General features: G+C 66.2%; 18 protein-coding genes and 5 tRNA genes. 21 read left to right on the top strand and 2 right to left on the bottom strand.

What is annotated here, in order from left to right; translation table 11 throughout:
* The first annotated feature begins 24 nt into the window (after window positions 1–24).
* The 19 genes from IM543_15955 (at window position 25) to IM543_15865 (ending at window position 14248) form a co-directional block, all read left to right on the top strand.
* Window positions 25–423, top strand: coding sequence for a transcriptional regulator (locus IM543_15955; GenBank protein QOY93062.1), 399 nt, complete (start codon window positions 25–27; stop codon window positions 421–423).
* Window positions 424–670: 247 nt separating this feature from the next.
* Window positions 671–2158 carry a DegQ family serine endoprotease gene (locus IM543_15950; GenBank protein ID QOY93061.1) on the top strand — a complete coding sequence of 496 codons (1488 nt, stop codon included), beginning with the start codon at window positions 671–673 and terminating at the stop codon, window positions 2156–2158.
* 11 nt (window positions 2159–2169) lie between these two features.
* On the top strand, window positions 2170–2436 hold the full coding sequence (locus IM543_15945; protein ID QOY93060.1) for a glutaredoxin family protein: 267 nt from the start codon (window positions 2170–2172) through the stop codon (window positions 2434–2436).
* Between the two features lie 390 nt (window positions 2437–2826).
* The gene (lepA, locus tag IM543_15940; GenBank protein QOY93059.1) at window positions 2827–4620 is read left to right on the top strand and encodes an elongation factor 4; all 1794 of its coding nucleotides are present in this window, start codon (window positions 2827–2829) and stop codon (window positions 4618–4620) included.
* Window positions 4621–5550, top strand: a complete 930-nt coding sequence (gene lepB, locus IM543_15935; GenBank protein ID QOY93058.1) for a signal peptidase I — start codon at window positions 4621–4623, stop codon at window positions 5548–5550. It abuts the gene before it with no gap.
* 12 nt (window positions 5551–5562) lie between these two features.
* Entirely contained in the window at window positions 5563–5961 is a 399-nt protein-coding gene (locus IM543_15930) for a DUF4845 domain-containing protein (protein QOY93057.1), read from the top strand.
* A 53-nt stretch (window positions 5962–6014) separates the two neighbouring features.
* Entirely contained in the window at window positions 6015–6800 is a 786-nt protein-coding gene (gene rnc, locus IM543_15925; protein ID QOY93056.1) for a ribonuclease III, read from the top strand.
* 80 nt (window positions 6801–6880) lie between these two features.
* Complete coding sequence (gene era, locus IM543_15920; protein QOY96719.1) at window positions 6881–7741, top strand: GTPase Era; 861 nt, start codon at window positions 6881–6883, stop codon at window positions 7739–7741.
* Between the two features lie 34 nt (window positions 7742–7775).
* Complete coding sequence (gene recO, locus IM543_15915; protein QOY93055.1) at window positions 7776–8579, top strand: DNA repair protein RecO; 804 nt, start codon at window positions 7776–7778, stop codon at window positions 8577–8579.
* Between the two features lie 9 nt (window positions 8580–8588).
* Window positions 8589–9356 carry a pyridoxine 5'-phosphate synthase gene (gene pdxJ, locus IM543_15910; protein QOY93054.1) on the top strand — a complete coding sequence of 256 codons (768 nt, stop codon included), beginning with the start codon at window positions 8589–8591 and terminating at the stop codon, window positions 9354–9356.
* A 31-nt stretch (window positions 9357–9387) separates the two neighbouring features.
* Window positions 9388–9801: a holo-ACP synthase gene (locus tag IM543_15905; protein ID QOY93053.1), complete on the top strand. Its 414-nt coding sequence runs from the start codon at window positions 9388–9390 to the stop codon at window positions 9799–9801.
* Between the two features lie 308 nt (window positions 9802–10109).
* On the top strand, window positions 10110–11924 hold the full coding sequence (uvrC, locus tag IM543_15900; protein QOY96718.1) for an excinuclease ABC subunit UvrC: 1815 nt from the start codon (window positions 10110–10112) through the stop codon (window positions 11922–11924).
* A 184-nt stretch (window positions 11925–12108) separates the two neighbouring features.
* On the top strand, window positions 12109–12771 hold the full coding sequence (locus tag IM543_15895; GenBank protein QOY93052.1) for a PEP-CTERM sorting domain-containing protein: 663 nt from the start codon (window positions 12109–12111) through the stop codon (window positions 12769–12771).
* 157 nt (window positions 12772–12928) lie between these two features.
* The gene (gene pgsA / locus IM543_15890; protein ID QOY93051.1) at window positions 12929–13507 is read left to right on the top strand and encodes a CDP-diacylglycerol--glycerol-3-phosphate 3-phosphatidyltransferase; all 579 of its coding nucleotides are present in this window, start codon (window positions 12929–12931) and stop codon (window positions 13505–13507) included.
* Window positions 13508–13608: 101 nt separating this feature from the next.
* A tRNA-Gly gene (locus IM543_15885) sits at window positions 13609–13684 on the top strand.
* Between the two features lie 81 nt (window positions 13685–13765).
* A tRNA-Gly gene (locus IM543_15880) sits at window positions 13766–13841 on the top strand.
* Window positions 13842–13920: 79 nt separating this feature from the next.
* Window positions 13921–13996 (top strand) — tRNA-Gly (locus IM543_15875).
* A 28-nt stretch (window positions 13997–14024) separates the two neighbouring features.
* A tRNA-Gly gene (locus tag IM543_15870) sits at window positions 14025–14100 on the top strand.
* Between the two features lie 74 nt (window positions 14101–14174).
* Window positions 14175–14248 (top strand) — tRNA-Cys (locus tag IM543_15865).
* 185 nt (window positions 14249–14433) lie between these two features.
* Here the strand turns inward: IM543_15865 and IM543_15860 are convergent.
* Together IM543_15860 and IM543_15855 are read right to left on the bottom strand one after the other, a co-directional pair.
* A complete protein-coding gene (locus IM543_15860; protein QOY96717.1) occupies window positions 14434–18990 on the bottom strand; it encodes an AAA family ATPase in 4557 nt (1518 codons plus the stop codon).
* 262 nt (window positions 18991–19252) lie between these two features.
* Window positions 19253–20311 carry an AI-2E family transporter gene (locus tag IM543_15855; protein ID QOY93050.1) on the bottom strand — a complete coding sequence of 353 codons (1059 nt, stop codon included), beginning with the start codon at window positions 20309–20311 and terminating at the stop codon, window positions 19253–19255.
* 142 nt (window positions 20312–20453) lie between these two features.
* Here IM543_15855 and IM543_15850 point away from each other — a divergent pair, with 142 nt between their 5' ends.
* On the top strand, window positions 20454–22490 hold the full coding sequence (locus IM543_15850) for a TonB-dependent receptor (protein ID QOY93049.1): 2037 nt from the start codon (window positions 20454–20456) through the stop codon (window positions 22488–22490).
* 328 nt (window positions 22491–22818) lie between these two features.
* Window positions 22819–25731, top strand: coding sequence for a TonB-dependent receptor (locus IM543_15845; GenBank protein ID QOY93048.1), 2913 nt, complete (start codon window positions 22819–22821; stop codon window positions 25729–25731).
* Window positions 25732–25750: the final 19 nt, after the last annotated feature.

Here is a 25750-nt window from a genome sequence, read left to right as displayed (position 1 = left end):
AGACCGACGGCGGCGAGTTACCAGATGGACACGAATAAGAAGATACGCGAATACATATCGGCCTTTGCGGACGGCGAATTGCCGGATGCCGACCTCGAACTTGCGCTGGCGGCGCTGCGCGAAGAAGACGGCCGGCGGGCATGGGACCTCTACCACCGGATCGGCGACGCGCTGCGCAGCGATCGGGACGAGCCCGTGCTCTCATCCGGTTTCGCCGCGCGCCTGTCCGCCAAACTCGCCGCCGAGCCGGTGCCCCAGCGGCGCCCGGCGCCGCCCGCCACGCCGGGCGAGGCACTGGCGGCGATCGCGCCGGCCGTCGTGGCCGGCGCCGACCCGCTCAAAGGCGCCAAGCGAACAGCGCAGGCGGCGCCCCATGACGGGCCAGCGCCGGAAACCGCCCCGGCCGCCGTCAAGCGCCTCTGAACCGGCCGGCGCGGGCGCTGCCCGGGCGCCGGCCTGCGGGCAGCATCGCCTTCCGGTCATCCCTTGATACGCCACGCGTATCGATTGCCTGCCTTTGATACATTCTACATATCGCCCGCGCAGCCCTTCCCGGTCCCGACCGGGTCATCCGCGCCGTACCGGGCCGCCGCACGTCCCCAGCGGCGCGCGACAAAGCGCGTTTTTTGGCTTACCATAAAGTCAATCTCAGCCTTCCTATGCCAAGCCAATGCCAGCCAACTTTCGCCCGTTTCCCCGTCGCTGCGCAAGCCTGATCCTGTCGGCCCTGCTGGCCGCCGGCGGCAGCGCCTTCCTCCCCGCCACCGTCCTGGCCGCGGCGCCGGTGCAGACCCCGGTGGTCACCGGCCTGCCCGACTTCTCCGACCTGATCGACAAGGTCGGCCCCGCCGTGGTCAATATCCGCACCACCGAGCGCGTCATGCGCGGCCAGGGCGTGCCGGGCGAAGACGAGATGCAGGAATTCCTGCGCCGCTTCTTCGGCGGCCAGATCCCGCGCGGCGGCCAGGGCCGGCCGGGCGCGCCGCGCGGACAGGGCGGCGTGGAAGAGCAGGTGACGCGCGGCGTCGGCTCCGGCTTCATCATTTCGAACGACGGTTACGTGCTGACCAATGCGCATGTGGTCGAGGGCGCCGACGAAGTCACCGTGACGCTCACCGACCGCCGCGAGTTCAAGGCCAAGGTGCTGGGCGCCGACCGCCGCTCCGACGTCGCCCTGCTCAAGCTGTCGGCCACCAACCTGCCTTACCTGCGAACCGGCGACTCGAGCAAGATCCGCGTCGGCGAATGGGTGGTGGCGATCGGCTCGCCCTTCAACCTCGACAACACCGTCACCGCCGGCATCATTTCGGCCAAGTCGCGCGACACCGGCGAGTACCTGCCGCTGATCCAGTCCGACGTGGCGGTCAACCCCGGTAATTCGGGCGGACCCTTGATCAATATGCGCGGCGAGGTCATCGGCATCAACTCGCAGATCGCCACGCTCTCCGGCGCCTACAACGGCATCTCCTTCGCGGTGCCGATCGACGAAGTGATGCGGGTGGCCGACCAGCTCAAGACCACCGGCAAGGTCACGCGCGGTCGCCTGGGCGTGCAGATCAGCGAAGTCACGCGCGACGTGGCCGAATCGCTTGGCCTGGGCAAGGCGCGCGGCGCCGAAGTCTCGATGGTCGAAGCCGGCGGGCCGGCCGAGAAGGGCGGCATCAAGGTCGGTGACATCATCCTGAAATTCAACGGCCAGGCCATCGAGACCACCCGCGACCTGCCGCGCCTGGTCGGCGCCACCAAGGTGGGCAGTCGCGCCACTGTCACCGTCTGGCGCCGCGGCAACCAGATCGACGTGCCGGTGACCATCGTCGAACTGCAGGAAGAAAAATCCCCGACGGCGCGCACGACGCCGAAGAAGCCGGCCCCGGGCGTCGCACCGAACGCGCTCGGCCTGGTGGTGTCCGATATCACCCCGCCCGAGCGTGCCGAGCTGGGCGTCGAGATCGGCGTGCTGGTCGAGAATGCCGAGGGCGCCGCGGCCACGGCCGGCATCCGTCCGGGCGACCTGATCTCGCAGGTCGGCAATACGCCGGTGGGCAATGCGGCCCAGTTCAATGCGCTGGTCGCCAAGCTGGATCCGAAGAAGCCGGTAGCCCTGCTGGTGCGTCGTGAAGACGTGAGCCAGTACGTCGTCGTGAAGCCGCGTCAATGAGCGTGCCGGGCATGCAGTCGATTCCCTTCACGCTCTATTCGCGTAGCTACTGCCACCTGTGCGAGGACATGCTGCAGGCCTTGCTGGCGCTGCAGCGGCCGGGTGAGCACTTCGAGGTGGCCGTGATCGACGTCGATGCCGATCCGGCGCTGGTGGCGCGCTTCGACGAACTGGTGCCGGTGCTGTTCGGCGACCCGGGCGCGGCCGAGCTGTGCCATTATTTCCTCGACCCGGCGGCGGCGCGCGGCTGGGTGGGGGCTTGCACGCAGGCTGCCTGAGCCATGGGCAGAGGCGGCGGTGGCGGCACATCATCGACCAGTTGAACGCGCGGGCGGCGCCCACGCCGCCGCCTTAACCGCGTCCGGGTGGAGCCGCCCACCCTACGAAAGCGGCAACATTGAGCTTCCGATAAGCCAAAACCGCGGTTTCTACCCCTCGCGGCCCCAAATCCGGGCTTTCCGGCGCGGAATCCGGTAAAATGCCGGGGTCGGAAAAGCGTCTGCCCTCGTCCCACGATCCGCTGCCGCTTTCCTTTCGCTTCATCGAGCGCTTCGGCCGGGCCCGGCATGCCCTCCCGCGGAGCGCTTTTTTGCATGACGATCCCGTTCTGCACCCTGTTGCTGTAGCCTGCCGCGCTGTTCGCGGCCTTTTTGGTTTGAGCTTTGTTAATGAACAACATACGTAACTTCTCCATCATCGCCCACATCGACCACGGCAAATCGACCCTGGCCGACCGCATCATCCAACTGTGCGGCGGCCTGTCGGAGCGCGAGATGGACGCGCAGGTGCTCGACTCGATGGACCTGGAACGCGAACGCGGCATCACCATCAAGGCCCAGACCGCGGCGCTGCAATACAAGGCGCGCGATGGCCAGGTCTACAACCTGAACCTGATCGACACCCCGGGCCACGTCGACTTCAGCTATGAAGTCTCGCGCTCGCTGTCGGCCTGCGAAGGCGCGCTGCTGGTGGTCGACGCCAGCCAGGGCGTCGAAGCGCAGACGGTCGCCAACTGCTACACCGCGCTCGACCTGGGCGTGGAAGTGGTGCCGATCCTGAACAAGATCGACCTGCCGCACGCCGACCCGGACAACGCCAAGAAGGAAATCGAGGACGTGATCGGCATCGACGCCTCGGACGCGACGGTCTGCTCGGCCAAGACCGGCCTGGGCGTGGAAGACGTGCTGGAAACCCTGATCGCCAAGGTCCCGCCGCCGAAGGGCGACAAGGATGCGCCGCTGCAGGCCCTGATCGTCGACTCCTGGTACGACCCCTACGTGGGCGTCGTGATGCTGGTGCGCGTGGTCAACGGCACCCTGCGTCCGAAGGAAAAGATCCTCCTGATGTCGACCGGTTCGGTGAACCTGGTCGAAAGCATCGGCGTGTTCACGCCGCGTTCGGTCTCGCTGCCGGAACTGTCGGCAGGGCAGGTGGGCTTCATCATCGCCGGCATCAAGGAACTGACCGCCGCCAAGGTGGGCGATACCGTGACCCTGGCCGCCAAGCCGGCGCCCGAGCCGCTGCCGGGCTTCAAGGAAGTCCAGCCGCAGGTGTTCGCCGGCCTGTTCCCGGTGGAAGCCAACCAGTACGACGCGCTGCGCGACTCGCTGGAAAAACTCAAGCTGAACGATGCCGCCCTGATGTACGAGCCGGAAGTCTCGCAGGCGCTGGGCTTCGGTTTCCGCTGCGGCTTCCTGGGCCTGCTGCACATGGAAATCGTGCAGGAACGTCTCGAGCGCGAGTTCGACATGGACCTGATCACCACCGCGCCGACCGTGGTGTACGAGGTCGAGATGCGCGACGGCAGCATGATCCGGGTCGACAACCCGTCGAAGATGCCGGAACCGTCCAGGATCAACGAAGTGCGCGAGCCGATCGTCGACGTCAACCTGTACATGCCGCAAGAATATGTGGGCGCCGTGATGACCCTGTGTAACGGCAAGCGCGGCGTCCAGATGGACATGGCCTACCACGGCCGCCAGGTCAAGCTGCACTACGAGATCCCGATGGCGGAAATCGTGCTGGACTTCTTCGACCGGCTCAAGTCGACTTCGCGCGGTTATGCGTCGATGGACTACGAGTTCAAGGAATACCGCGCCGCCGACGTGGTCAAGGTCGACATGCTGATCAACAGCGAGAAGGTCGACGCGCTGGCGATCATCGTGCACCGCGCCAACGCCCCTTACCGCGGGCGCCAGGTGGCGGCCAAGATGCGCGAGCTGATCCCGCGCCAGATGTTCGACGTCGCGATCCAGGCCGCCATCGGCGCCACCATCATCTCGCGCGAGAACGTCAAGGCGCTGCGCAAGAACGTGCTGGCCAAGTGCTATGGCGGCGACATCTCGCGCAAGAAGAAACTGCTGGAGAAGCAGAAGGCCGGCAAGAAGCGCATGAAGCAGGTCGGTTCGGTGGAGATTCCGCAGGAAGCCTTCCTGGCCATCCTGCAGGTGGAAGAAAAATAAATGGATATGCAACCGATTCTGAGCAACTTTGCGCTGATCCTGTTCGTCCTGATGGTGGTCACCGGCGTGATCTGGTGCCTGGACGTGTTCGTCTTCGCCAAGCAGCGCCGCCGCGCCGCCGACGCCGCCCTGGCCGAGTACGATGCGCGCACAGCCAAGCTGACCGCCGAGGGCATCAAGCTCGACAGTGGCAGCCAGCGCGCCGCGATCGAGCAGGCCAACCTGCGCCAGCCGACCTGGATCGAATATTCCGGCAGCTTCTTCCCGGTGATCGCGCTGGTCTTCATCCTGCGTTCCTTCCTGTGGGAGCCGTTCAAGATCCCGTCCTCGTCGATGGTGCCGACCCTCCTGGTGGGCGACTTCATCCTCGTGAACAAGTACGCCTACGGCGTGCGGCTGCCGATCATCAACAAGAAGGTCGTCGAGGTGGGCGACCCGCAGCGTGGCGACGTGATGGTGTTTAAGTACCCGAAGGACATGAGCCAGGATTACATCAAGCGCGTCATTGGTGTTCCGGGCGACAAGATCACCTATGAGGACAAGCGCCTGAGCGTGAACGGCAAGCCGGTCGCCTACACCCCGATGGACGACTACCTGGACGACCAGCACCCGGTCTACCACAAGCAGTTCACCGAACAGCTCCCAGGCCGGCAGGGCCAGATCGCACACCGTATCCTGAATACCGAGGGCAAGCCCACGCTCGACCTCGGCGCCGTGGACGATTTCCCGAATCGTGAGGCCTGCGACTATTCGTACGACAAATTTACCTGTATCGTACCTCCAGGCAACTATTTCATGATGGGCGATAACCGCGACAACAGTGCCGACAGCCGCTACTGGGGCTTCGTGCCGGACAAGAACATTGTTGGCAAGGCGATCGTCGTCTGGATGAACCTCGGCAATCCGAAGCGGATTGGCGGCATCCAGTAACCGGAGATCCACATGCAGAAGCAGCCCTTCGTTCGCCAGTCCGGCATCTCGCTGACCGGCCTGGTCCTGGTCCTGGTCGTGCTCGGCGTCGCCGCCGTGTTCGCGCTCAAGCTAGTGCCGACCTACACGGAATACAGCGCGATCAAGGACGCGATCGTGCGCGCCAAGGAAGCTGGCGGCACGCCGCGCGAAATACAGGTAGCCTTCGACAAGAACGCCGGCATCAACAACGTCACCGCGATCCGCGGCCGCGACCTGACCATTACCCGCGAAGACGGCGAAACCCAGGTCAGCTTCGCCTACGAGAAGCGGGTGCCGCTGGCGGGCAAGGTCAGCCTGCTGATCGACTACGCGGGCACCACCGACCCGAGCGGCGTGGTGGCGGCCAGGGATGCCGAGCCGGATCAATAACGAGAGCAACACCGTCCGCGACGCAGGGTGGCGGACGCACACACGACAGCACAATGAATCTACAGTTACTGCAAACACGCTTGGGTTATACGTTCCGGGACACCGGCCTGCTCCAGCAAGCCCTGACCCACCGTAGCCATAGCGCGCTGCATAACGAACGCCTGGAATTCCTGGGTGACTCGATCCTGAACTGTGTCGTCGCCTCGATCCTGTACGAACGCTTCACCGCCCTGGACGAGGGTGACCTGTCGCGCCTGCGCGCCAACCTGGTCAAGCAGCAATCCCTGTTCGAAATCGCCCAGAAGCTCGAGCTGTCGCAGTTCCTGCGCCTGGGCGAGGGCGAACTGAAATCGGGGGGCTTCCGGCGCCCCTCGATCCTGGCCGACACCCTCGAGGCCCTGCTCGGTGCGATTTTCCTCGACAGCGGTTTCGACAGCGCGCGCGACGCGATCCGCGCCTTCTACATCCCGCTGCTCGACACGGTCGACCCGGCCACTCTGGGCAAGGACGCCAAGACCCTGCTGCAGGAATTTCTGCAGAGCAAAAAAATCTCGCTGCCGACCTACAACGTGGTGGCCACGCACGGGGCCGCCCATAGCCAGGAATTCGAGGTCGAATGCCTGGTGCCGAAACTGAACGTGCAGGTGTTCGGCCGCGGCGGCAGCCGCCGCGCCGGGGAGCAGGCCGCGGCGCGACTGGCGATCGAGGCGGCCCAGCAGGCGCTGGTCAAGTCGCCCACCGCCCGCAAGAGCAAACCGCGCGCCGCCCAGCTCAAGCTGGGCATCGCCACCATCCAGTCGGATGCGCCGGCAGAACAACCAGGAAGCAACACGCAATGAGCAACGAAAGCAATCACACCGACCAGCCCGGCCAGCCCGGCCAGCCAGACGCTGGCGCCAAGGACTTCCGCTGTGGCTACATCGCCATCGTCGGCCGTCCCAACGTCGGCAAGTCGACCCTGATGAACGTGCTGATCGGCGCGAAAGTGTCGATCACCTCGCGCAAGGCCCAGACCACGCGCCACCGCATCACCGGCATCCAGACCCGCGACGACGCCCAGTTCATCTACGTCGACACGCCGGGCTTCCAGACCCGCCATGCGAACGCGCTCAACAAGACGCTGAACAAGACCGTCTCGAACACCCTGACGTCCTCGGACGTGATCCTGTTCCTGGTCGAGGCCGGCGCTTTCGGCCCGGCCGACCAGCAGGTGCTCGACCTGCTGCCGAAGAACGTCCCGGTGGTCCTGGTGATCAACAAGTCGGACCGCATCAAGGACAAGGCGGTCCTGATGCCTTTCGCCCAGAAGATCGCCGCGCTGCGCGACTTCAGCGCGATCGTGCCGGTCTCGGCCAAGCTGCGCTTCCAGGTCGACGCCCTTGAAACCGAGATCAAGCGCCACCTGCCGCACAACCCGCCGATCTTCGGGCCGGACGACATCACCGACCGCAGCGAGAAGTTCCTGGCCGCCGAGATCGTGCGCGAAAAGGTGTTCCGCCTGCTTGGCGACGAACTGCCCTACACCAGCACCGTGCTGATCGAGCAGTTCCAGCAGGAAGGCAACCTGCGCCGCATCTTCTGCGCCATCCTGGTCGAGCGCGACACCCACAAGTCCATGATCATCGGTAACAAGGGCGCGCGCCTGAAAGAAATCTCGACCCAGTCGCGCCTGGACATGGAAAAATTGTTCGGCGGCCCCGTGTACCTGGAGATCTGGGTCAAGGTCAAATCGGGCTGGGCCGACAACGAAGCCGGCCTGCGCGCCTACGGTTACGAGTAAGGTCCATTTAACCGCGCGGAGGCCGTTCGACCGCATGCCCAGCCCAGACGACCTCATCGATACCCCGGAGAGCCAGCCCCCTGCGGCGGCTCCGGCTGCGGCGAAACGCAGCCGTCCTCCGCTACGCGACACGCGGGTCAGCGGCCAGCCGGGTTTCGTGCTGCACAGCTATCCCTACAAGGAAACCAGCCTGATCGTGGACATGTTCACGCGCGATTTCGGCCGCGTGGGCGTGGTCGCCAAGGGCGCCAAGCGCCCGCTGTCGAAGCTGCGCGGCGTGCTGCAGACCTTCCAGCCGCTGTCGGTCTCGTTCAGCGGCAAATCCGAGCTGCGCACCCTGATCGATGCGGAATGGGTGGGCGGCATGCTGCCGCTGGAAAAAACCGCGCTGTTGTGCGGCTTCTACCTGAACGAACTGCTGGTGAAACTCATCGCGCGCGACGACCGGCATCCGGCCCTGTTCGACCACTACGTCGCCACGCTCAACCAGCTGGCCCATGGCGAGCCGCCGCCGATCGTCTTGCGAAAGTTCGAACGGGCCTTACTTAAGGAAACAGGGGTGGCGGCCGACCTGGGGCGCAGCACCGCCACCCGCGCGCCGGTCGACCCGGCCGGCGACTACGTGGTCGACCCCGAGAAGGGGCCGCGCGAAGCGCTGCCGGGCGAGGTCTGGCCGGTGGTGAGCGGCAAGACCCTGCTCGACATGGAGCGCGAGGACTACCGCGACCCGCTCACGCAGGCGCAGAGCAAGCAGTTGATGCGCTTCCTGCTGGCGCACCACCTGGGCGGCGCGCCGCTCAACACGCGCCAGATTTTGATCGACCTGATGCAACTATAAAAGACCAACATGAGCTTCCTGCAACCTACCGGTTCGGTGATCGACCTGGGCGTCAACATCGACCACATCGCCACCCTGCGCAATGCGCGCGGCACCAGCTACCCCGACCCGATCCGCGGCGCGCTGCTGGCCGAGCAGGCCGGCGCCGACCTGATCACCCTGCACCTGCGCGAAGACCGCCGCCACATCAAGGATGCGGACGTGCTGGCGCTGCGCCCGCTCCTTGGAACCCGCATGAACCTGGAAGCGGCCGTCACCCGCGAGATGATCGACTTCGCCTGCCGCGTGAAGCCGCAGGACGTCTGCCTGGTGCCGGAGCGGCGCGAAGAGGTCACCACCGAGGGCGGCCTGGACGTGATCCGCTACTACAATGAAGTCGAAGCGGCGGTGCGGCAGCTGAAAGGCGAGGGCATCCGGGTGTCGCTGTTCATCGATGCCGACGAAGCCCAGATCGAGGCCGCCGCGGCCGTGGGCGCCACCGTGATCGAACTGCACACCGGCCGCTATGCCGAAGCCGAGGGCGAGCAGGCACTGCGCGAGATCGAGCGCATCAAGGCCGGCGTGCATGCGGGCGCCGCGCGCGGCCTGCGCGTGAATGCCGGCCACGGCCTGCACTACACCAACGTGCAGCCGATCGCGGCGATTCCCGACATCCACGAGCTCAACATCGGCCATGCGATCGTCGCCCACGCCCTGTTCGCCGGCTGGGAGAACGCGGTGCGCGAGATGAAGGCCATCATGGTGGCAGCGCGCCTGGGTACCCGCTACGGAACTTGAACGTCGCGCACTTGAAAAAAACGAGGCAGGCATGATCTACGGCATCGGCACCGACATCGTCCAGATTTCCCGCGTCGAGGCCGCCCTTGCGCGGAGCGGCCCGCGCTTCGCCGAGAAGATCCTCGGTCCGCAGGAACTGGAAAAATACCACGCGCGCAGCGCCAAGAACGCGACGCGCGGCCTGCGCTTCCTGGCCACCCGTTTTTCGGCCAAGGAAGCGTTCTCGAAGGCGATCGGGCTGGGCATGCGCATGCCGATGACCTGGCGCGCGATGCAGTTGTTGAACGCCCCGAGCGGCAAGCCGGTCATCGTCTGCAGCGGCGCCCTCGAACAATTCATGCAGGATCACCGGCTCAGCGCCCAGGTGACGATCAGCGACGAAGCCGACTACGGGGTCGCCTTCGTCATCGTCACCCAGGCGCCGGGCGATACATTGGCAGAGTGATGTCCGAAGCAAAACCCGAAGACCAGCAGCCGAACACCCCTGACGCAATCCCGCCGGCCGGGCAGGTCGCCGCGCAGGTTACCGACGCGCCGGTGGCCTACGTGGCCGCCGCCGGCGCAGCGATGCCGGCGCCGGCGACGGTCGCCGACAAGCCGGCCCGCACCCGCAGCGCAAAGCCGACGCCCGCGGCGGCGCCGGCCCCGCGCCCGCGTCCCGACGGTTGGCAGGCCATGAAGGAAGAACTCAAGGCCACCATCCAGGGCGACGCGCGCGAACCGGTCAAGCCCAGCGACGCCGCGCGCGAGCAGGTGCTGGCCACGGTGGCCAGGCTGCCGTTGCTGCCGGGCGTGTACCGCTACTTCGACGCCAACGGCAACGTGCTCTACGTCGGCAAGGCGCGCAACCTCAAGAACCGGGTCTCGAGCTACTTCCAGAAGACCCTGTCGAGCCCGCGCACCGCGATGATGGTCGGGCAGATCGCCAGGCTGGAAACCACCGTGACCAGCAGCGAGGCCGAAGCGCTGATCCTGGAAAACAACCTGATCAAGTCGCTCAAGCCGCGCTACAACATCCTGTTCCGCGACGACAAGTCCTACCCCTACATCAAGATTTCCGGCGGCGCAGCGCCGCGCATGTCCTATTACCGCGGCGCGCTGGACAAGAAGAACCAGTATTTCGGTCCCTTCCCGTCGGCCTGGGCCGCCAAGGAGTCGATCCAGCTGCTGCAGCGGGTGTTCCTGCTGCGCACCTGCGAGGACAGCGTCTACAGCAACCGTACGCGTCCCTGCCTGCTGCACCAGATCGGCCGCTGCAGCGCGCCCTGCGTCGACCTGGTCGCGCCCGAGGACTACCAGCGCGACGTCGACAATGCGGCGCGCTTCCTGCGCGGGCGCCAGACCGAGGTGCTGCACGACCTGGAAGAAAAGATGCAGTCCTACGCGATGGAGCTCAAGTTCGAACAGGCCGCCAGCGTGCGCAACCAGATCCAGGCCCTGTCGAAAGTGCTGCACGCGCAAAGCATGGAAACCGTGGGCGATGCCGATGTCGACGTCATCGCCGTGGTGGTGCAGGGCGGCCGCGCCTGCGTCAACCTGGCGATGGTGCGCGGCGGACGCCACCTGGGCGACCGCGCCTACTTCCCGACCCATGTCGGCGAATCCCTGGGCGAATGCCCGATCGAGGTCGAGGTGCTGTGCGCCTTCCTGGCCCAGCACTACGCGGGCCAGTTCATCCCGGGCACCCTGATCCTGAACATCGAGTTCGACCAGCCGGAACTGATCGTGGCCCTGGCGGAACAGTGCGGCCACCGCATCAACCTGATCTTCCAGCCGCAGGGGCAGCGCCGCCAGTGGCTGGAGCTGGCCTGCAAGAACGCCGAGATTTCGCTGGCGCGCCTGCTGTCCGAGCAGGGCTCGCAGCAGGCCCGCACGCGCGCGCTGGCCGACGTGCTGTCGCTGGATGCCGAGACCCTCGACGAACTGCGCATCGAGTGCTTCGACATCAGCCACACCGCGGGCGAGGCGACCCAGGCCTCGTGCGTGGTGTTCCACCATCACCAGATGCAGAACGGCGAGTACCGCCGCTTCAACATCAACGGCATCACCCCGGGCGACGACTACGCCGCGATGCGCCAGGTACTGCAGCGCCGCTACGAGAAGGTAGCGGGCGGCGAGGGCGTCATGCCCGACATCGTGCTGGTCGACGGCGGCAAGGGGCAGGTCGAGATGGCGCGCCAGGTGTTCGAGGAGTTGGGCCTGCCCATCGCGATGATCGTCGGCGTGGCGAAAGGGGAGGGGCGCCGCGTCGGCCTCGAGACCCTGATCTTCGCCGATGGCCGGGCGCCGCAGGAACTCGGCAAGGAATCGGCGGCGCTGATGCTGGTGGCGATGATTCGCGACGAGGCGCACCGCTTCGCCATCACCGGCATGCGCGCCAAGCGCGCCAAGGCGCGCCAGGCATCGCGCCTGGAAGAGATCGAAGGCATCGGCGCCAAGCGCCGCCAGCGCCTGCTGGCGCGCTTCGGCGGCCTGCGCGGCGTGATCGACGCCAGCGTCGAAGACCTGATGTCGGTCGACGGCATTTCGAGCACCCTGGCCGAAGAGATCTACCGCCAGCTTCACTGACACAATCTTGGCGGGTGACAATAATGCCCGCCGGCATTGCCAGTGTCGGAAATCTTGGCATTTCCATTCGTCACGAATAGATGACTGTATGTAAGTCCTTGTATTGACGAGTGTTCTAATTGCTGGCACGGAATATGCAATAGAAGTGGGTGTCTCTTCCACCACAACTATTAGGGGTCCTGCAATGAACGTCACGCTTCGCAAGTGTTTCACCACCGCTGCTTTCGCCATCACCACCATGGCCGCCAGTGCTGCCATGGCAACACCGTTCGTGATCACCGACACGGTGATCACGCCCGGCGCCGGCTATGGCCAGGATGCCAGTGAGAACAACAATCCGACCCTGCTGGGCGCGCTATTCAAGGTGACCAACGCGACGCAAGCCTTCTCGCTGATGAATGCCGGCGACTATTTCGAGTTCACCTTCGGCACCGTCAATTTCAATGAGCCAAACAGCAACGGTGGCATCACCGCGAACGAGATGGACAAGCTCGGCGTGACCACCACATTCACCTTCTCCCAGCCGGGCGTGGGGGCGCAGATGGTCACCGCGACCGGTACCGCCGTCCTCGGTGCGGTCAACGATCCGAACAACGGCGCCAATCAGACCGACCTGACCATCGACTGGGCGACGCTGAGCCCGATCAACTTCGGCATCGGTGGCTCGTTCAAGATCGATCTGACCGACCTGGTATTCACCGCGAACGGCACCAAGAATGCCGTCGCGCGCGTCACGCTCCTGACTGCAGAAGAGGCGCCGGCGAACGACGTGCCCGAGCCTGGCTCGCTGGCGCTCGCCGGCCTGGGCCTGGTCGCGGCCGGTATCGCGCGCCGCCGCCAGCGCTGAACTTTGCACGCCACTCCCTGAGACAGGCTGCTTCGGCAGCCTGTTTCTTTTTAGCGAAGGAGAAGGCCTCCGCATACAGACGAGTCACCTAGTCCAATTTGCAATACCCATGTAGACTGTCGGCGAAACTTTCATTCCCGTAATCAGTGCTTTCTCCATGCCCTTTAACATCCCGATTCTCCTGACCTGGCTACGCGTAGCGCTGATTCCCCTGGTTGTTGGCGTCTTCTATCTTCCCACCCCCTGGCTTCCGCTGGCCGACCGCAACCTGGCGGCGACCCTGGTATTCATCGTCGCCGCGATTACCGACTGGTTCGACGGCTTCCTGGCGCGCCGTTGGAACCAGACCTCGGCCTTCGGCGCCTTCCTCGACCCGGTCGCCGACAAGCTGATGGTGGCCGGCGCGCTGCTGGTGCTGGTGCAGCTGGACCGCGTGAACGCCATCATCGCCTTCATCATCATCGGGCGCGAGATCACCATCTCGGCGCTGCGCGAATGGATGGCCCAGATCGGCGCCACCAAGTCGGTCGCGGTCAGCTCGCTCGGCAAGATCAAGACCGCGGCCCAGATGACGGCGATCCCGATGCTGCTGTTCCACGACCGGATCGCCGGCATCGACACGCACTACTGGGGCGAGTACTTCCTGTGGCTCGCCGGCGTGCTGACGGTCTGGTCGATGTTCTACTACCTGCGCCGCGCCTGGCCGCTGATCAAGGAGACAGCCGGGACGCTCTAATCAGGCTTGCAATAAATGTTCAGTGTCATCCTTGACGTACGGAATAGAATCTCTATAATGCCTGCCTGTTGCGACAACAACGCAGCAGAATGAAAGACAAAGCGGGAGTAGCTCAGTTGGTAGAGCGCAACCTTGCCAAGGTTGAGGTCGAGAGTTCGAGACTCTTCTCCCGCTCCAGTTTCAAGAAGAACGAAGCGCTGTACGATTCGAGAAATCTTGAAAAACTGTCAAAGTTCTGCGATAATCGTTGTTCTGTACGCGGGAGTAGCTCAGTTGGTAGAGCGCAACCTTGCCAAGGTTGAGGTCGAGAGTTCGAGACTCTTCTCCCGCTCCAGTTTGGCTTTATCGAACTGGTGCAATAAGCAGTAGTAAGGCTCAGCAGTAGTAAGGCTTAGCAGTAGTAAGACTCCAATGCGGGAGTAGCTCAGTTGGTAGAGCGCAACCTTGCCAAGGTTGAGGTCGAGAGTTCGAGACTCTTCTCCCGCTCCAAAGGTTTTACGACAAGTAGTACTCCAATGCGGGAGTAGCTCAGTTGGTAGAGCGCAACCTTGCCAAGGTTGAGGTCGAGAGTTCGAGACTCTTCTCCCGCTCCAAATTCAGAGAAGATATTCCTTCTCGGTTGATACGGCACATAACCGGCCGGCTCAGCTCAGCTAAGATGAAATCTGGCGAGGTAGCAAAGCGGTTATGCAGCGGCCTGCAAAGCCGTCTAGACGGGTTCGACTCCCGTCCTCGCCTCCAGAACGTTTCAGACGGGTCCCTTTCGGGGCCCGTTTGCTTTTGTGCGGCCGCTGCAGCACCCGGTGAAATAGCGTAAGCATGACTGGCGCCCATCCCATCTCCGCCCCCTCGCTCCGTCAGCCGCGTGGATCAGGAGGAGGGCCGTGCAGGCCGTCCTCTTGTCCTGCACGCGTGTCGGCGGCCGGCTAACGGACTGCCATTGTCGTATCGTTCACGTTTCCGGCAACGAGCGCGTCGAGCATGTTGCTCGCAGCGTCATCGCTTCCTGCATCGGCTTCTCGTCCCCACTCGCGGTACTCGACCAGCGACGGGATGCGCTCGAGTGCACCGAGCGGCTCGATTCCCATTTTCCCTAGTTGCGCGAGCAATTCGGCAAGGACGGTTTCGCGCTGCAGCGACCAGGTCGAAGCGAAACAACGCCAGAAAATCCATCCGGCGCGTTCCAGCACGCGCTGGCGGCCCATGTCGGCTGCCCACCTGTCCGGTCCGTGGAACGCGTCACCATCGAGCTCGATCGCCAGGCGCCGGTCGTCCGCGCCCTCGACCACCATGTCGATGCGGTAGCCCGCCGCCGGCACCTGCGGAATGACACGGTAGCCACGCTGGAACAGTTCGGTGTAGACGTCGCGTTCGAAACCGGACTCGCACAGGGCGATCAGGCTGCTGGCCTCGTCATTGCTCTCCACCGGCCTGGCGAAATGTTCGACCAGCGTGCGCCGCAGGTCGAGGGTGGACAGTTCTTCCAGCCGGACCGAGCGCACCAGGATCATGCGGTCGCGCGCACGGGATGCGGCGACGTTGAAGCGCTGGTCATACTGCAGGCCGGACAGCGCATGGTGATTCGCGCTGTCGGCCACCATGCTCAGGAACACGATATCGCGTTCGCTGCCCTGGAAGATACGCGCGTCGCCACACGCGAAGTTGCGGCGCGCGAGCTCCGCCGCGTCGCAACGCGAACGCACCAGCCGGTCGATCCATTGCGCCTGCTCCGGGCCGAGCAGCGATACCACGCCGAGCGTGCGATGGCGCATCGCCGGGTCCCGGATGATCGCTTCGATCTCGGCTGCGATGAACTCGGCTTCCGGCGGGTTCTGGGACTTGGCGTTGCGGTAACCGTTGGCGACGAAGACGTCGACGAGCGGCGGGTCGAGCCGCTCGGAGGCCTTGGGGATGCGCAGCGGCTGGATGAAGTCCTTGTAGAACACCCGGTTGCTGTAGGCGATGATCGGCTGCACACAGCGGAAATGCTCGCGCAGCATGACCCGTGACGCGGCAAACACCGAGGAGGCGATGTCGTACAGCGACATGTCGGCAGTGAGTACCGCTTCGAATGGCTGGCCGGCCAGGAAGCGCCGGCGCAGGTCGACGATCTTGGCCGCCGAAACGAAGCCGGCTTCCGGCGAGACCTGCTTGTCGTCGCCGACGACGAGAATCTGTTTGCCGCGCAGGACGGCGGGAAGGGCCCACAGGTCGGACTGGCTTGCCTCGTCGACGATTACCAGGTCGAAGGCGCCCAGCGTGGCCGGCAAGGATTCCGACACACGGGCATGGCTCATGATCCAGCAGGGGACGGCCGCCTGCGCGTCGACCATCGCCTGCTGGGCGTCGCGGCGGTAGCGGGCCGCGTTGACGCCGGTGCCCTTGCCGATCTTGCGCATGGCGATGCGATAGGTTTCGAGCGCCGTCAGCACGTTCTGGCCGGCGTTGCGCCGTGTAGCGAGCCAGGCCGATTTCGAGACCAGGGTTTCGTACAGGCGCGCCAGGCCCTTCTCGAGATCGCGCCGGCGTGCCGCGAGACTGCGCATTTCGTCGCGGCCATCGATGGCGTCGAGGTGGGTCTTGAGGCGTGCCCAGGTCCAGGCATCGCGCCAGTGCACCGGGAAGCTCGCGTCGTCACCGACGGCGTCGACCGGCACCGACAGCACGCGCGCGGCCAGGCGCGGCGCCCCATGACGCTCGATGTCGCCGGCCAGCTGGCGTACGGTGGCGAAGACCGATGACAGCGACTCGACGCGGCGGATCTCGGCAACGATCGCGGCGTAGTCGGACACGATGCTTTCGGCGGGCAGGTCTGCACTGCCCAGCACAGCGTCGACCAGGCGGCGCAGCTGGTCCGAAACAGGGCCGCTCGTGCCGGCCAGCTGCTCACGCAAGGTGGACAGGCTCGTCGTCGCCTCCGCCAGTTCCGCCCGCGTCAGGTGGCGGCGCAGGTGTTCGCGGACCCGCGCCAGGTCGGCGTGCCGCCCCAGCAGGTCCTTGTCGGGCACCCTGGCGAACACCGGTTCGGCCAGGCCCGGCAGCATGCGATCGTGCGTCGTCGCCAGGGTATGGGCCCGGCGTGCGGCCAGGGCGATCTGTTCGGTCGTGCGCAGTTGCCCGACGTCCGGCTGCAAGGGGGGAAGCGAGAGCAGTTCGGCAAACGCATTCCAGCGCACCACGAAGGACAGCAGGCGCGTGTGCAGGGCCGCGAAGCGCTGCACGTGTGCCCAGTCCGCGCTGGAAGCGGGCGCCAGGCCGGCGACGCGGATGGCGCCGATGTGCGGCTTGACGTCGCCCACGCCAAAGGCCAGCAAGCCGAAGGGTTTGCCGGACTGCGCGCCGCGCGCGATGGCTTCCAGCGCTTTCGCTTGCTCCAGTGCTTCGCGCGGCGCCGTCACCGGCCTTTGCATGAACTCGGCCCGGGCCTGCAGCAGCGCATCCATTTCCGAGAACAGTGCTTCGAGCGAGGCGCGTTCCGTGGCGAAGTCGGCGCGCCGGCATTTCTCGCGCAGGGGAAATACCCACGCATGCCCGCACTCCTCGAGTTCGCGCACCAGGGCGCTGGCCGCGTCCAGCGCCGCAAGCAGCCGGCGGGCATGGCCGAGCACCTCGGGCGTGGCGGCACGCAAGGGCGGCAGCACACCGCTTGCCTCGTCGCGCTCGATGTCGCGCACCGTTTGCAGCACCTCATGCAGGCGTCCGAGCTCGGTGGGCTGGGGCAGGGCGCCCGACGCCGGGATGCTGGCATGACAGTACGCGAGGTCGGGCCCGAGCCGGCGCCGCGCGTCGCGCAAGCGCATGCCGGCCTCGTCGCCGAATGGCGGCGCGTGCTCCGCGGCCAGCGACAAGCCGTCGTCGAACCAGCCGTACAGTGCCTGGCCGTGGATCACCAGCTCGGCCATCTTCTGGGCCCGCATCGGAACGCCGTCGACGTCGAGCTCGGTCAGATGGGCGCGGGCGATGTCGTCGATCCGCGTGTCGATCCGCGCCATCTCTTCGTGCGCGCGGTCGAGCGCAGCGCGGCATGTCGCGATGGCTTCCTCTTCCATCTGCGGATTCAGGTGGGTCAGGGTGTGGATGATTGCCTCGATCGACGCCTGGAACTGGCGCATGCCTTCCTTGTCGCCGGACAGCAGTGCGACGCTCAAGGGCCGGATCGATGCGGGGATCTTCTCTTGCAAGACCTTGAGGGCCGGCTCGCCCTTCGAGGTCACCAGGATCCGCTTTCCCAGCGCCAGGTAGTGACTGATGATGTTGGCGATCGTATGAGTCTTGCCGGTGCCGGGCGGGCCCTGGACGGCCACGCCCGCGGCGCGCCCGAGCTGCTGGACGATCGTCTCCTGTTCGCGGTTGTAGGGCAGCGGAAAATACAGCTCGCGCGCTTCGCCCCTCGTGCTCGCACGGCCAGACAGTCCACGGAAGGCAATCGGCGCGTGCTCGATCACGGCCTCGCCGGGCGGCGTGACGATGCCGAGCGGGCCGGCGGGAATGGGGTCGCCGGCGCTGACGCGCTCCTTCAGGCGCGCGATGTCGTCGATCAGGAAATGGCTGGCGCGCGGACGGGCGAACACGACCCACTGGTTCGTCACCACCAGCGCGTCGCCGGGCGCCGGCGCTGTCCCGGCTTCACGGTCATAGCGTGCCGATGCGGCGAGATTGCCGGCAACCAGGCCCAGGATCGGTTCGACCGTGGTCGGGTCGAAGGGCGAGACGGCAATGTCCGGACGTTCGCGCAACAGGGAACGCGCGGCGCGCTCGACATCGCCGATGCCGGGGACGGCGCAGGCGGCGAAGGCGTCGAATTCCAGGCGCGGCGCCTTCTGGCGCGGACGCAGGCTGATTGCGTGGCTGGTGTTGTCGATGTCGAGCTCGACAGCCTGGGTGAGCAAGGGGTAATGGAAGTCGGCGCACGCCGCCGACCCGGACTGATCGGCGCCGGCAACGCGCCACGACGAGACACCCATGCCCCAGACCAGCTCGATCGGGCGCACCGCCTCTTCGGATTCCAGGCGGGTCTTCAATGCAAACAGGTCCGCGTAGAGCGCGATCACCTGGCGGCGCGGTCGCTCGCGCATGGCCCAGTCGTTCCATTGCTGCGTGTAGACGTCCAGCAGGCGTCCGACCCGTGCCCGGCGCTGCTCATCGCGCTGCCCGGCCTCTTCGTCGCCGACCATGCCGGCGTCCTCGTTGCGGACGCTCGCCAGCGAAGCCTCCTTCAATGCCGGCGGCCTGCCGGCCGGGTCGTCGCCGATCGCCAGGAAGGGCGCCAGCTCGGGCTGCGCCAGGGACGGTGCGCGGGTCGCCTCCAGGCGATGCACCCGCAGCCAAATGGGTTCCCCATCGGTGTCGACGTTGAAGTCGACCCAGGGCAGCGTCTCCAGGTCGGCGCGGGTCTTCTTGAAGTCGGTGAGCTTCGACAGTGTAAAAGCTGCAGGATCGATGTCTTTGGCTTGCTCGACCAGATAGTCGAGCAGCCCGCTCATGAGCTGGGCAGGGGATTGCATGTTGGTGTCAAGCGGGTGATCGGGTAGGGGTTGAGCGTTGCGGAAGCCTTGTTCGCCGAGAACGACACGCTGCAAACGACATATTCTCAGCAATCAATGCTCGGTAGCATTGATTTCCGCACAGTCGCGGTATATTAAACCCTTCTCGATCTTTTCGCGGTCCCGCAATTGTGCATTGTCGCAGGACGACGGTGCTCAGCCGCGTCCCGCGACCAAACCCGCGGCGCCCAGGGCCACCGCATCACTCCCCGTGAAATTCGTCCGCCTGCGTAAACAGGCTCCAGGCCGCGATGAACAGCGCGGCGATCACCGGCCCGATCACGAAGCCGTTCAGGCCGAACAGGGCCATGCCGCCGATCGTGGACAGCAGCACCAGGTAGTCCGGCAGCTTGGTGTCCTTGCCCACCAGGATCGGGCGCAGCAGGTTGTCGACCAGGCCGATGACCAGCACGCCGTACAGCGCCAGCACCACGCCCTGCCAGAGCGCGCCGGTGAACAGGAAGTAGACCGCCACCGGCCCCCAGATGATGGCGGCGCCGACGGCCGGCAGCAGCGACAGGAAGCTCATCACCACGCCCCACAGCACCGGGCCCGGGACGTCCAGGAACCAGAAAATCAGCCCGCCCAGCGTGCCCTGGGCGATCGCCACCAGCACGTTGCCTTTCACCGTGGCGCGGATCACGGTCACGAACTTGTCGAACAGGGGCTTCTTGTAGTGCGCGTCGAGCGGCACCGCGCGCTTGATGCGCGCCGCGATCGTGCGGCCGTCGCGGAACAGGAAGAACAGCAGGTAGAGCATGACGGTCATGCTGATCAGGAAGCTGAGCGCGTTGCGCCCGGCGTTCAGCGCATAGCGCGCCGCCAGTTGGCTGGCCTCGGCGATGCCGGCGCTGAGCTTGCCCTGCAGGGTGTCCATGATGGTCGATTCGTAGCGGTCGAACAGCGAGCCCGCCCACCGCGGCAGGCCGGCCACCACGCGGCGCGGCATCGATGCGATGTCGAGCTGGCCGCTGCTGACCATGGCGTACAGGCCGAGCGCCTGGTCGACCAGCGCGGCGGCGATCAGGGTCACCGGCAGGATCACCATCAGGACGATCAGCAGCAGGGAGACCAGGGCCGCGCTATTGGCGCGCTGCCCGAACGCCGCCAGCAGGCGCTGGTGCACGGGAGCGAACACGATCGCCAGCACCACGCCCCAGAACACGGCGCCCGAGAATGGCAGCAGGATGCCGAAGAAGGCCAGCGTCACCAGGGCCAGCAGGATCAGGAAGGAGTGTTGCGGCAGCGTGAATTGGGTCATCGGGCATGCAGGGAAGTCGCGAATGCTGTTGATGATACTCTATCAACATCCGAATGCTTGCACTGCGGACGCTGTCTTGTTGAACATGTTGCGTCGACAGGGGATAATGCCGGGCTTTCCACTCTGCCCACGTGCGTTTTCCATGTCGCTTTCGCTGCGTTCGACCCCGTCGCCGATGTTGGCCGCCACCCTGGCCATGGCCATGGCCGCGGCGCCCGCCTCGGCACACGCCTCGGCACACGCCTCGGCACACGCCACCGTTCCCGCCGCCGACCCGCCCGCAGACCTGACTGACGCGCCGACCGCTGCCGCCAGCCCGGCGCGCGGACGGGCCGACGAAAACGCCATGCGCCAGGCCGAGGATGCCTTCGGCACCAGTGTCGGCCGCGAGACGATCGGTCTGTACAGCGCCTCGAGCGTACGCGGCTTTTCGCCGATCGCGGCCGGCAATGCGCGCATCGAAGGACTGTACTTCGACCAGGTTTGGGGCTTGAGTTCGCGCATCCGGCGCTCGACCACGATCCGGGTCGGCATCTCGGCCCAGGGCACGCCGTTCCCGGCGCCGACCGGCATCGTCGACTACAGCTTCCGTAAACCTGGCGGGCAGCGCAGGCTGGCCCTGGTGAGCGGCGGCGACAGCTACGGCGCAGCCTATGTCGAGGCCGATGGCGAGCTGCCGCTCGGCCGCGAGCTGAGCATGGGCATCGGCGCGGCGGCCAGCCGCAACGAGTATCCCAACGGTACCGACAGCCGCAACCGCAATGCCGCCTTGAGCCTGCGCTGGCAGCCCGTTGCCGCGCTCGAGATCATTCCCTTCTGGCACCGCGCGGAGACCTATGACGACGAGAAGGCGCCGAGCTACCTGCCGGCCGGTCCCTGGCTGCCGCCGCGGGTCGAGCGCCGCCGCTTCCATGGCCCGGAATGGGCCGACTTCCGCACCACCGCGATGAACTACGGCGGCCTGGCCACCCTGCGCGCCGGGGAGGGCTGGACGCTGCGCGCCGGGGTCTTCCGTTCGGTGTACAACGATCACCGTGCCTTCACCCACCTGCTCACCGGCGTGACGCCGGACGGCGGCGCCAGCCGGCGCCTGATCGTCGACCCGCCGGCCGAGAACGGCTCCACCAGCGGCGAGTTGCGCCTCACGCGCCAGCTGGCCGAAGGGCCGCGCCTGCACACGCTGCACCTGAGCGTGCGCGGGCGCGACCGCGAGCGCCGCTACGACGGCTCGCAGGCCTTCGACCTCGGGCGCACCACGATCGATGCGCCCTACACCGCGCCCGCACCAAGCTTCGTGTTCGGTCCCCAGACCCGCGACCGCACCCGCCAGTGGACCGGCGGCCTCGCCTACGAGGGGCGCTGGCGCCAGCGCGGCGAAATCGGTTTCAGCCTGCAAAAGAGCGACTACCGCAAGCGCCTGCACAAGCCGGGCCTGCCGCTCGCCACCGCCGAGGACCAGCCCTGGCTGTACGACCTGACGGCGGCGGCCCACGTCGGCCCACGGCTGGTGGTGTTCGGCAGCTTCACCCGCGGCCTGGAAGAGAGCGGGGTCGCACCGGGCAATGCGCTCAACCGCAACGAGCTGCTGCCGGCGATCCGCACCACCCAGGGCGACCTTGGCCTGCGCTATGCCTTGAATCCGGACATGAAGCTGGTGGCCACCGTGTTCGACCTGCGCAAGCCCTATTTCAACTTCGACGCGGGCAATCGTTACACGCAACTGGGCGACGTGCAGAACCGGGGACTGGAACTGTCGCTGGCGGGCGCCCTGGGTCCGCGCCTGAGCATGGTCGCCGGCGCGGTGCTGTCGCGGCCGCGCGCCACCGGCGAAGGCGTGCGCCTGGGACGGGTCGGCGAGCGCCCGGTCGGCATGAGCCGGCGCAGCGCCGAACTCAATCTCGACTGGCGCACGCCCTGGGTCGAAGGCCTGTCGCTCGACATGTCGGCCTCGCACAGCGGCGCCATCACGGCCACCGTCGACAACCGCGTCGCCATTCCGGCCCGGACCCTGGTGGCGCTGAGCGGCCGCTACCGCTTCATGCTGGCCAGCCGCCCCGCCTCGCTGCGGGTGGCGGTGAACAACGTGTTCGATACCTACGGCTGGGAACTGCGCGGCGCCGGCGCTTACGACATCATCGCCGGCCGCGTGCTGTCGGCCTACCTGTCGGTCGACCTGTAGCGCAGCGCCGGCGCCGCGGCGCGCATCACGTCCGCCGCCCCGGCCCCCTCCGGGGCGGTACGACGCCCCCTCCCACGCAGCACCTCCGTTACAAATTTACAACGTCTCCATCGCCCGGCCCTTCCTTTGCGGGAGCCGGGCTCCGCCCCTGTAAATATTTATTGCAACAAAGTGGCCGGACCAATTTATAATCCGGTCATATCAATTCTTGCGAAATCTGCGCAGGCAGCGCAGGGATTGGCGGCGGGGTCAAGGTTTTTCGAGTTAAGTGGCCTGGCCAATCAGCAGTGTGGTCATATCAATTCTTAGAAAAAAATAGGAGACGTGCATGCACCCAAGTATTGTTCCCACCCCCCGCCGTGCTCAACTCGCGATCGCGGTCAGCCTGGCCTTGTTCCAACTGGCGGCGCAGGCCCAGACCGGCGCGGCGCCGGCCTCGGTACCGGTCGCGCAGGCCGTGGTCGTGACCGGCTCGCTGATTCGCCGCGTCGACGACGAGGGCGCCACGCCGGTCACCTCGGTCAAGGCCCAGGAACTCGAAGCGCGCGGGCATACCGAACTGAAGGACTTCGTGCTGGAGCAGCCGCAGTCGCTCTCGCTGGGCACCAACTCCGGCGCCGCCGGTCCGGTGACCAACCTGCGCGGCCTCGGCCCGATGCGCACACTGTCGCTGCTGAACGGGCGCCGCCTGGCGAACGAGCCGCTGCAGGACCAGTACGTCTCGGTCAACGTGATCCCGCGCATGGCGCTCGACCGCGTCGAGACCCTGAACGGCGGCGGCGCCTCGATCTACGGCGCGGACGCCATCGGCGGCGTGCAGAACTACTGGACCAAGCGCGGCTACCAGGGGGCATCGGTCAAGGCCGAATACGCGCGCCCGGAACTGAGCGGCGGCGGCGCCACCAGGAGCATCGGCGCCATCGCCGGCTGGGGCGACCTGGGCGAAGACGGCTGGAACGCCTACATCGCGGTCGACCACCAGAAGAAGGACGCGCTGTTCCAGGGCGACCGCCCGGACCAGCACGACCCGGACGTGCTGCGCACGCTGGGCCTGGGCATCACGCCGGATGCGCGCAACCCGAACCCGCTGGCCAACTTCGGCTTCGCCCGCAATGCCAATTCCAACTACAACCCGAACTTCGCGGGCGGCTGCGATTCGCCCTGGTCGCGCCCGACGCTGGGCAACGCCAGCCTGAACACGCCGCCGGTCTACGCCCCGGGCTGCGCGCGCGATCCGCTGTTCTGGAACGCCGTCACCGACGGCAGCGAGATCACCACCGTCGCCGGCCGCGCCAGCTGGAACCTCGCCGGCGGCCACAAGGTCGACCTCGATGTGCTGCATGCCGAGTTCACGGTGCAGAAATTCCGCGGCATGCAGGTGCCGGGCTCGAACCAGCCTTTCACCACCTTTTCGCTGGCGCCCGGCAGCCGCTTCTATCCGGGCAAGGGCATCACGCCGCTGCCGAAGGTCGTCGGCAGCAATACCGGCGTCAACAGCCCGGCCATGTACATCGACGCGAGCACGACCCCGGGCGCGGTCAGCGAGCTGAACATGAACAACCGGACCCTGTACTTCCAGTGGGGGCCGGGCGAACTCGGGCCGGCCTACCGCAACGACGAACAGCACAACGACCGCATCGTGCTGTCGGTCGAAGGCGATGTGATGGGCTGGGACTACCGCGCCGGCCTGAACTACGGCCAATCGAAGCGCGACACCCGCGTGGGCGAAGGCTACATCCTGTACTCGAAGGCCCAGGAAGGCTTCGACAAGGGCATCCTGAACCCGTTCGGCGCGCAGGATGCGGCAGGGGTGGAATACCTGCGCAGCATCCAGGCCGAGGACTACACCTACCGCCTGAACAAGGCCTTCAACAAGAGCGTCGACCTGACCGTCACCCGTCCGGTCTGGGAGCTGGGCGGCGGCGACATGATCGTGGCGGTCTCCGGCGAGCTGCGCGAAGATTCGGCGCGCACCTTCGACGCGCCGCTCGACTACGTGCTGAAGAATGCCGACGGCAGCTATGCCATCGACGCCTCGGGCAACGTGAAGCAGACCGACCTGATCGGCGAAGTGCCGCAGGGCGTGGCCAAGAAGCTCAGGCGCCGGATCGCCTCGCTGGTGCTCGAGGCCGACGCGCCCATTACCAAGACCTTCCTGGTCAACGGTTCGGTGCGCGCCGACCACTACGACGACCTGAAACAGACCACGGTGAATCCGGCGCTGGCGGCGCGCTGGCAGCCGATGCAGCAGCTGGTGCTGCGCAGCTCGATCTCGAGCGGCTTCCGCGCGCCGTCCATCATGGACATCCAGAACCCGACGCCCGAGGTGCGCACCCAGGTGATGGATGACCCGGTCCTGTGCCGCAGCACCCAGCCGCTGGTGGCCGGCACCGGCACGCCATCCAGCGGCTATACCGCCGACCAGGTCTGCAACGTGCTCACCTCGTACTGGACCAAGTCGCCCAACAACACCCACCTGAAACCGGAGAAGTCGCGCGGCTTCAACTTTGGCATCGGCCTGGAGCCGATCAGGGGCCTGGCGCTGACGGTCGACTACTGGGGCCTGAAGCTGCGCGACGTGCTGGGCGCCGTCTCGATCGCCGAGATCCAGCAGAACCCGGCCAAGTACGAGCGCTTCATTAACCGCGGCGCCGACGGCACCATCGACTACATCGTCGCCAGCCAGGCCAACCGCGGCCAGACCCGCATCCGCGGCGCCGACTTCTCGGGCAGCTACCGCTTCCCGACCACCAGCATCGGCAGCTTCGATGCCAAGCTGGACGCGACCTGGTACCACAAGTACGAGTTCCAGAGCGAGCAGGGCGGCCCGTGGATGAGCAACGTCGGCATCATCACCAACGACGGCCGCTACGGCAGCGCCGGTCCGAACGCCGGCCTGGCCGGCATGCCGCAGGTGAACCCGCGCTGGAAATACACCGCCGCGGTCACCTACAGCAAGGGCGACTGGAAGACGACCCTGTCGCAGCGCTTCAACACCGCGCTGACCGACCTGACCCCGCGCGCCGGCTCGACCCTGACCGAAGTGGAGGCCTACAGCCAGTTCAACCTGAACGTGCGCTACACCGGCATCCGGAACACCACCCTGTCGCTGGGCGTGAACAACATCACGGAAGAATGGCCACCGCTGACCGCCAACACCATCTACAGCGGTGGTTACCTGACCAGCCTCGCCGACATGATGGGCCGGGTCTACCGGATGTCGGTGGAGTACAAGTTCTAGGTCGGTAGCCCGGGTCCGG

Origin of the sequence: Massilia sp. UMI-21, assembly GCA_015277795.1 — a bacterium.
Lineage (GTDB): Bacteria > Pseudomonadota > Gammaproteobacteria > Burkholderiales > Burkholderiaceae_D > Telluria.
Note: the sequence above shows the minus strand (reverse complement) of the source record. Positions and strands in the feature narration are given on the sequence as shown.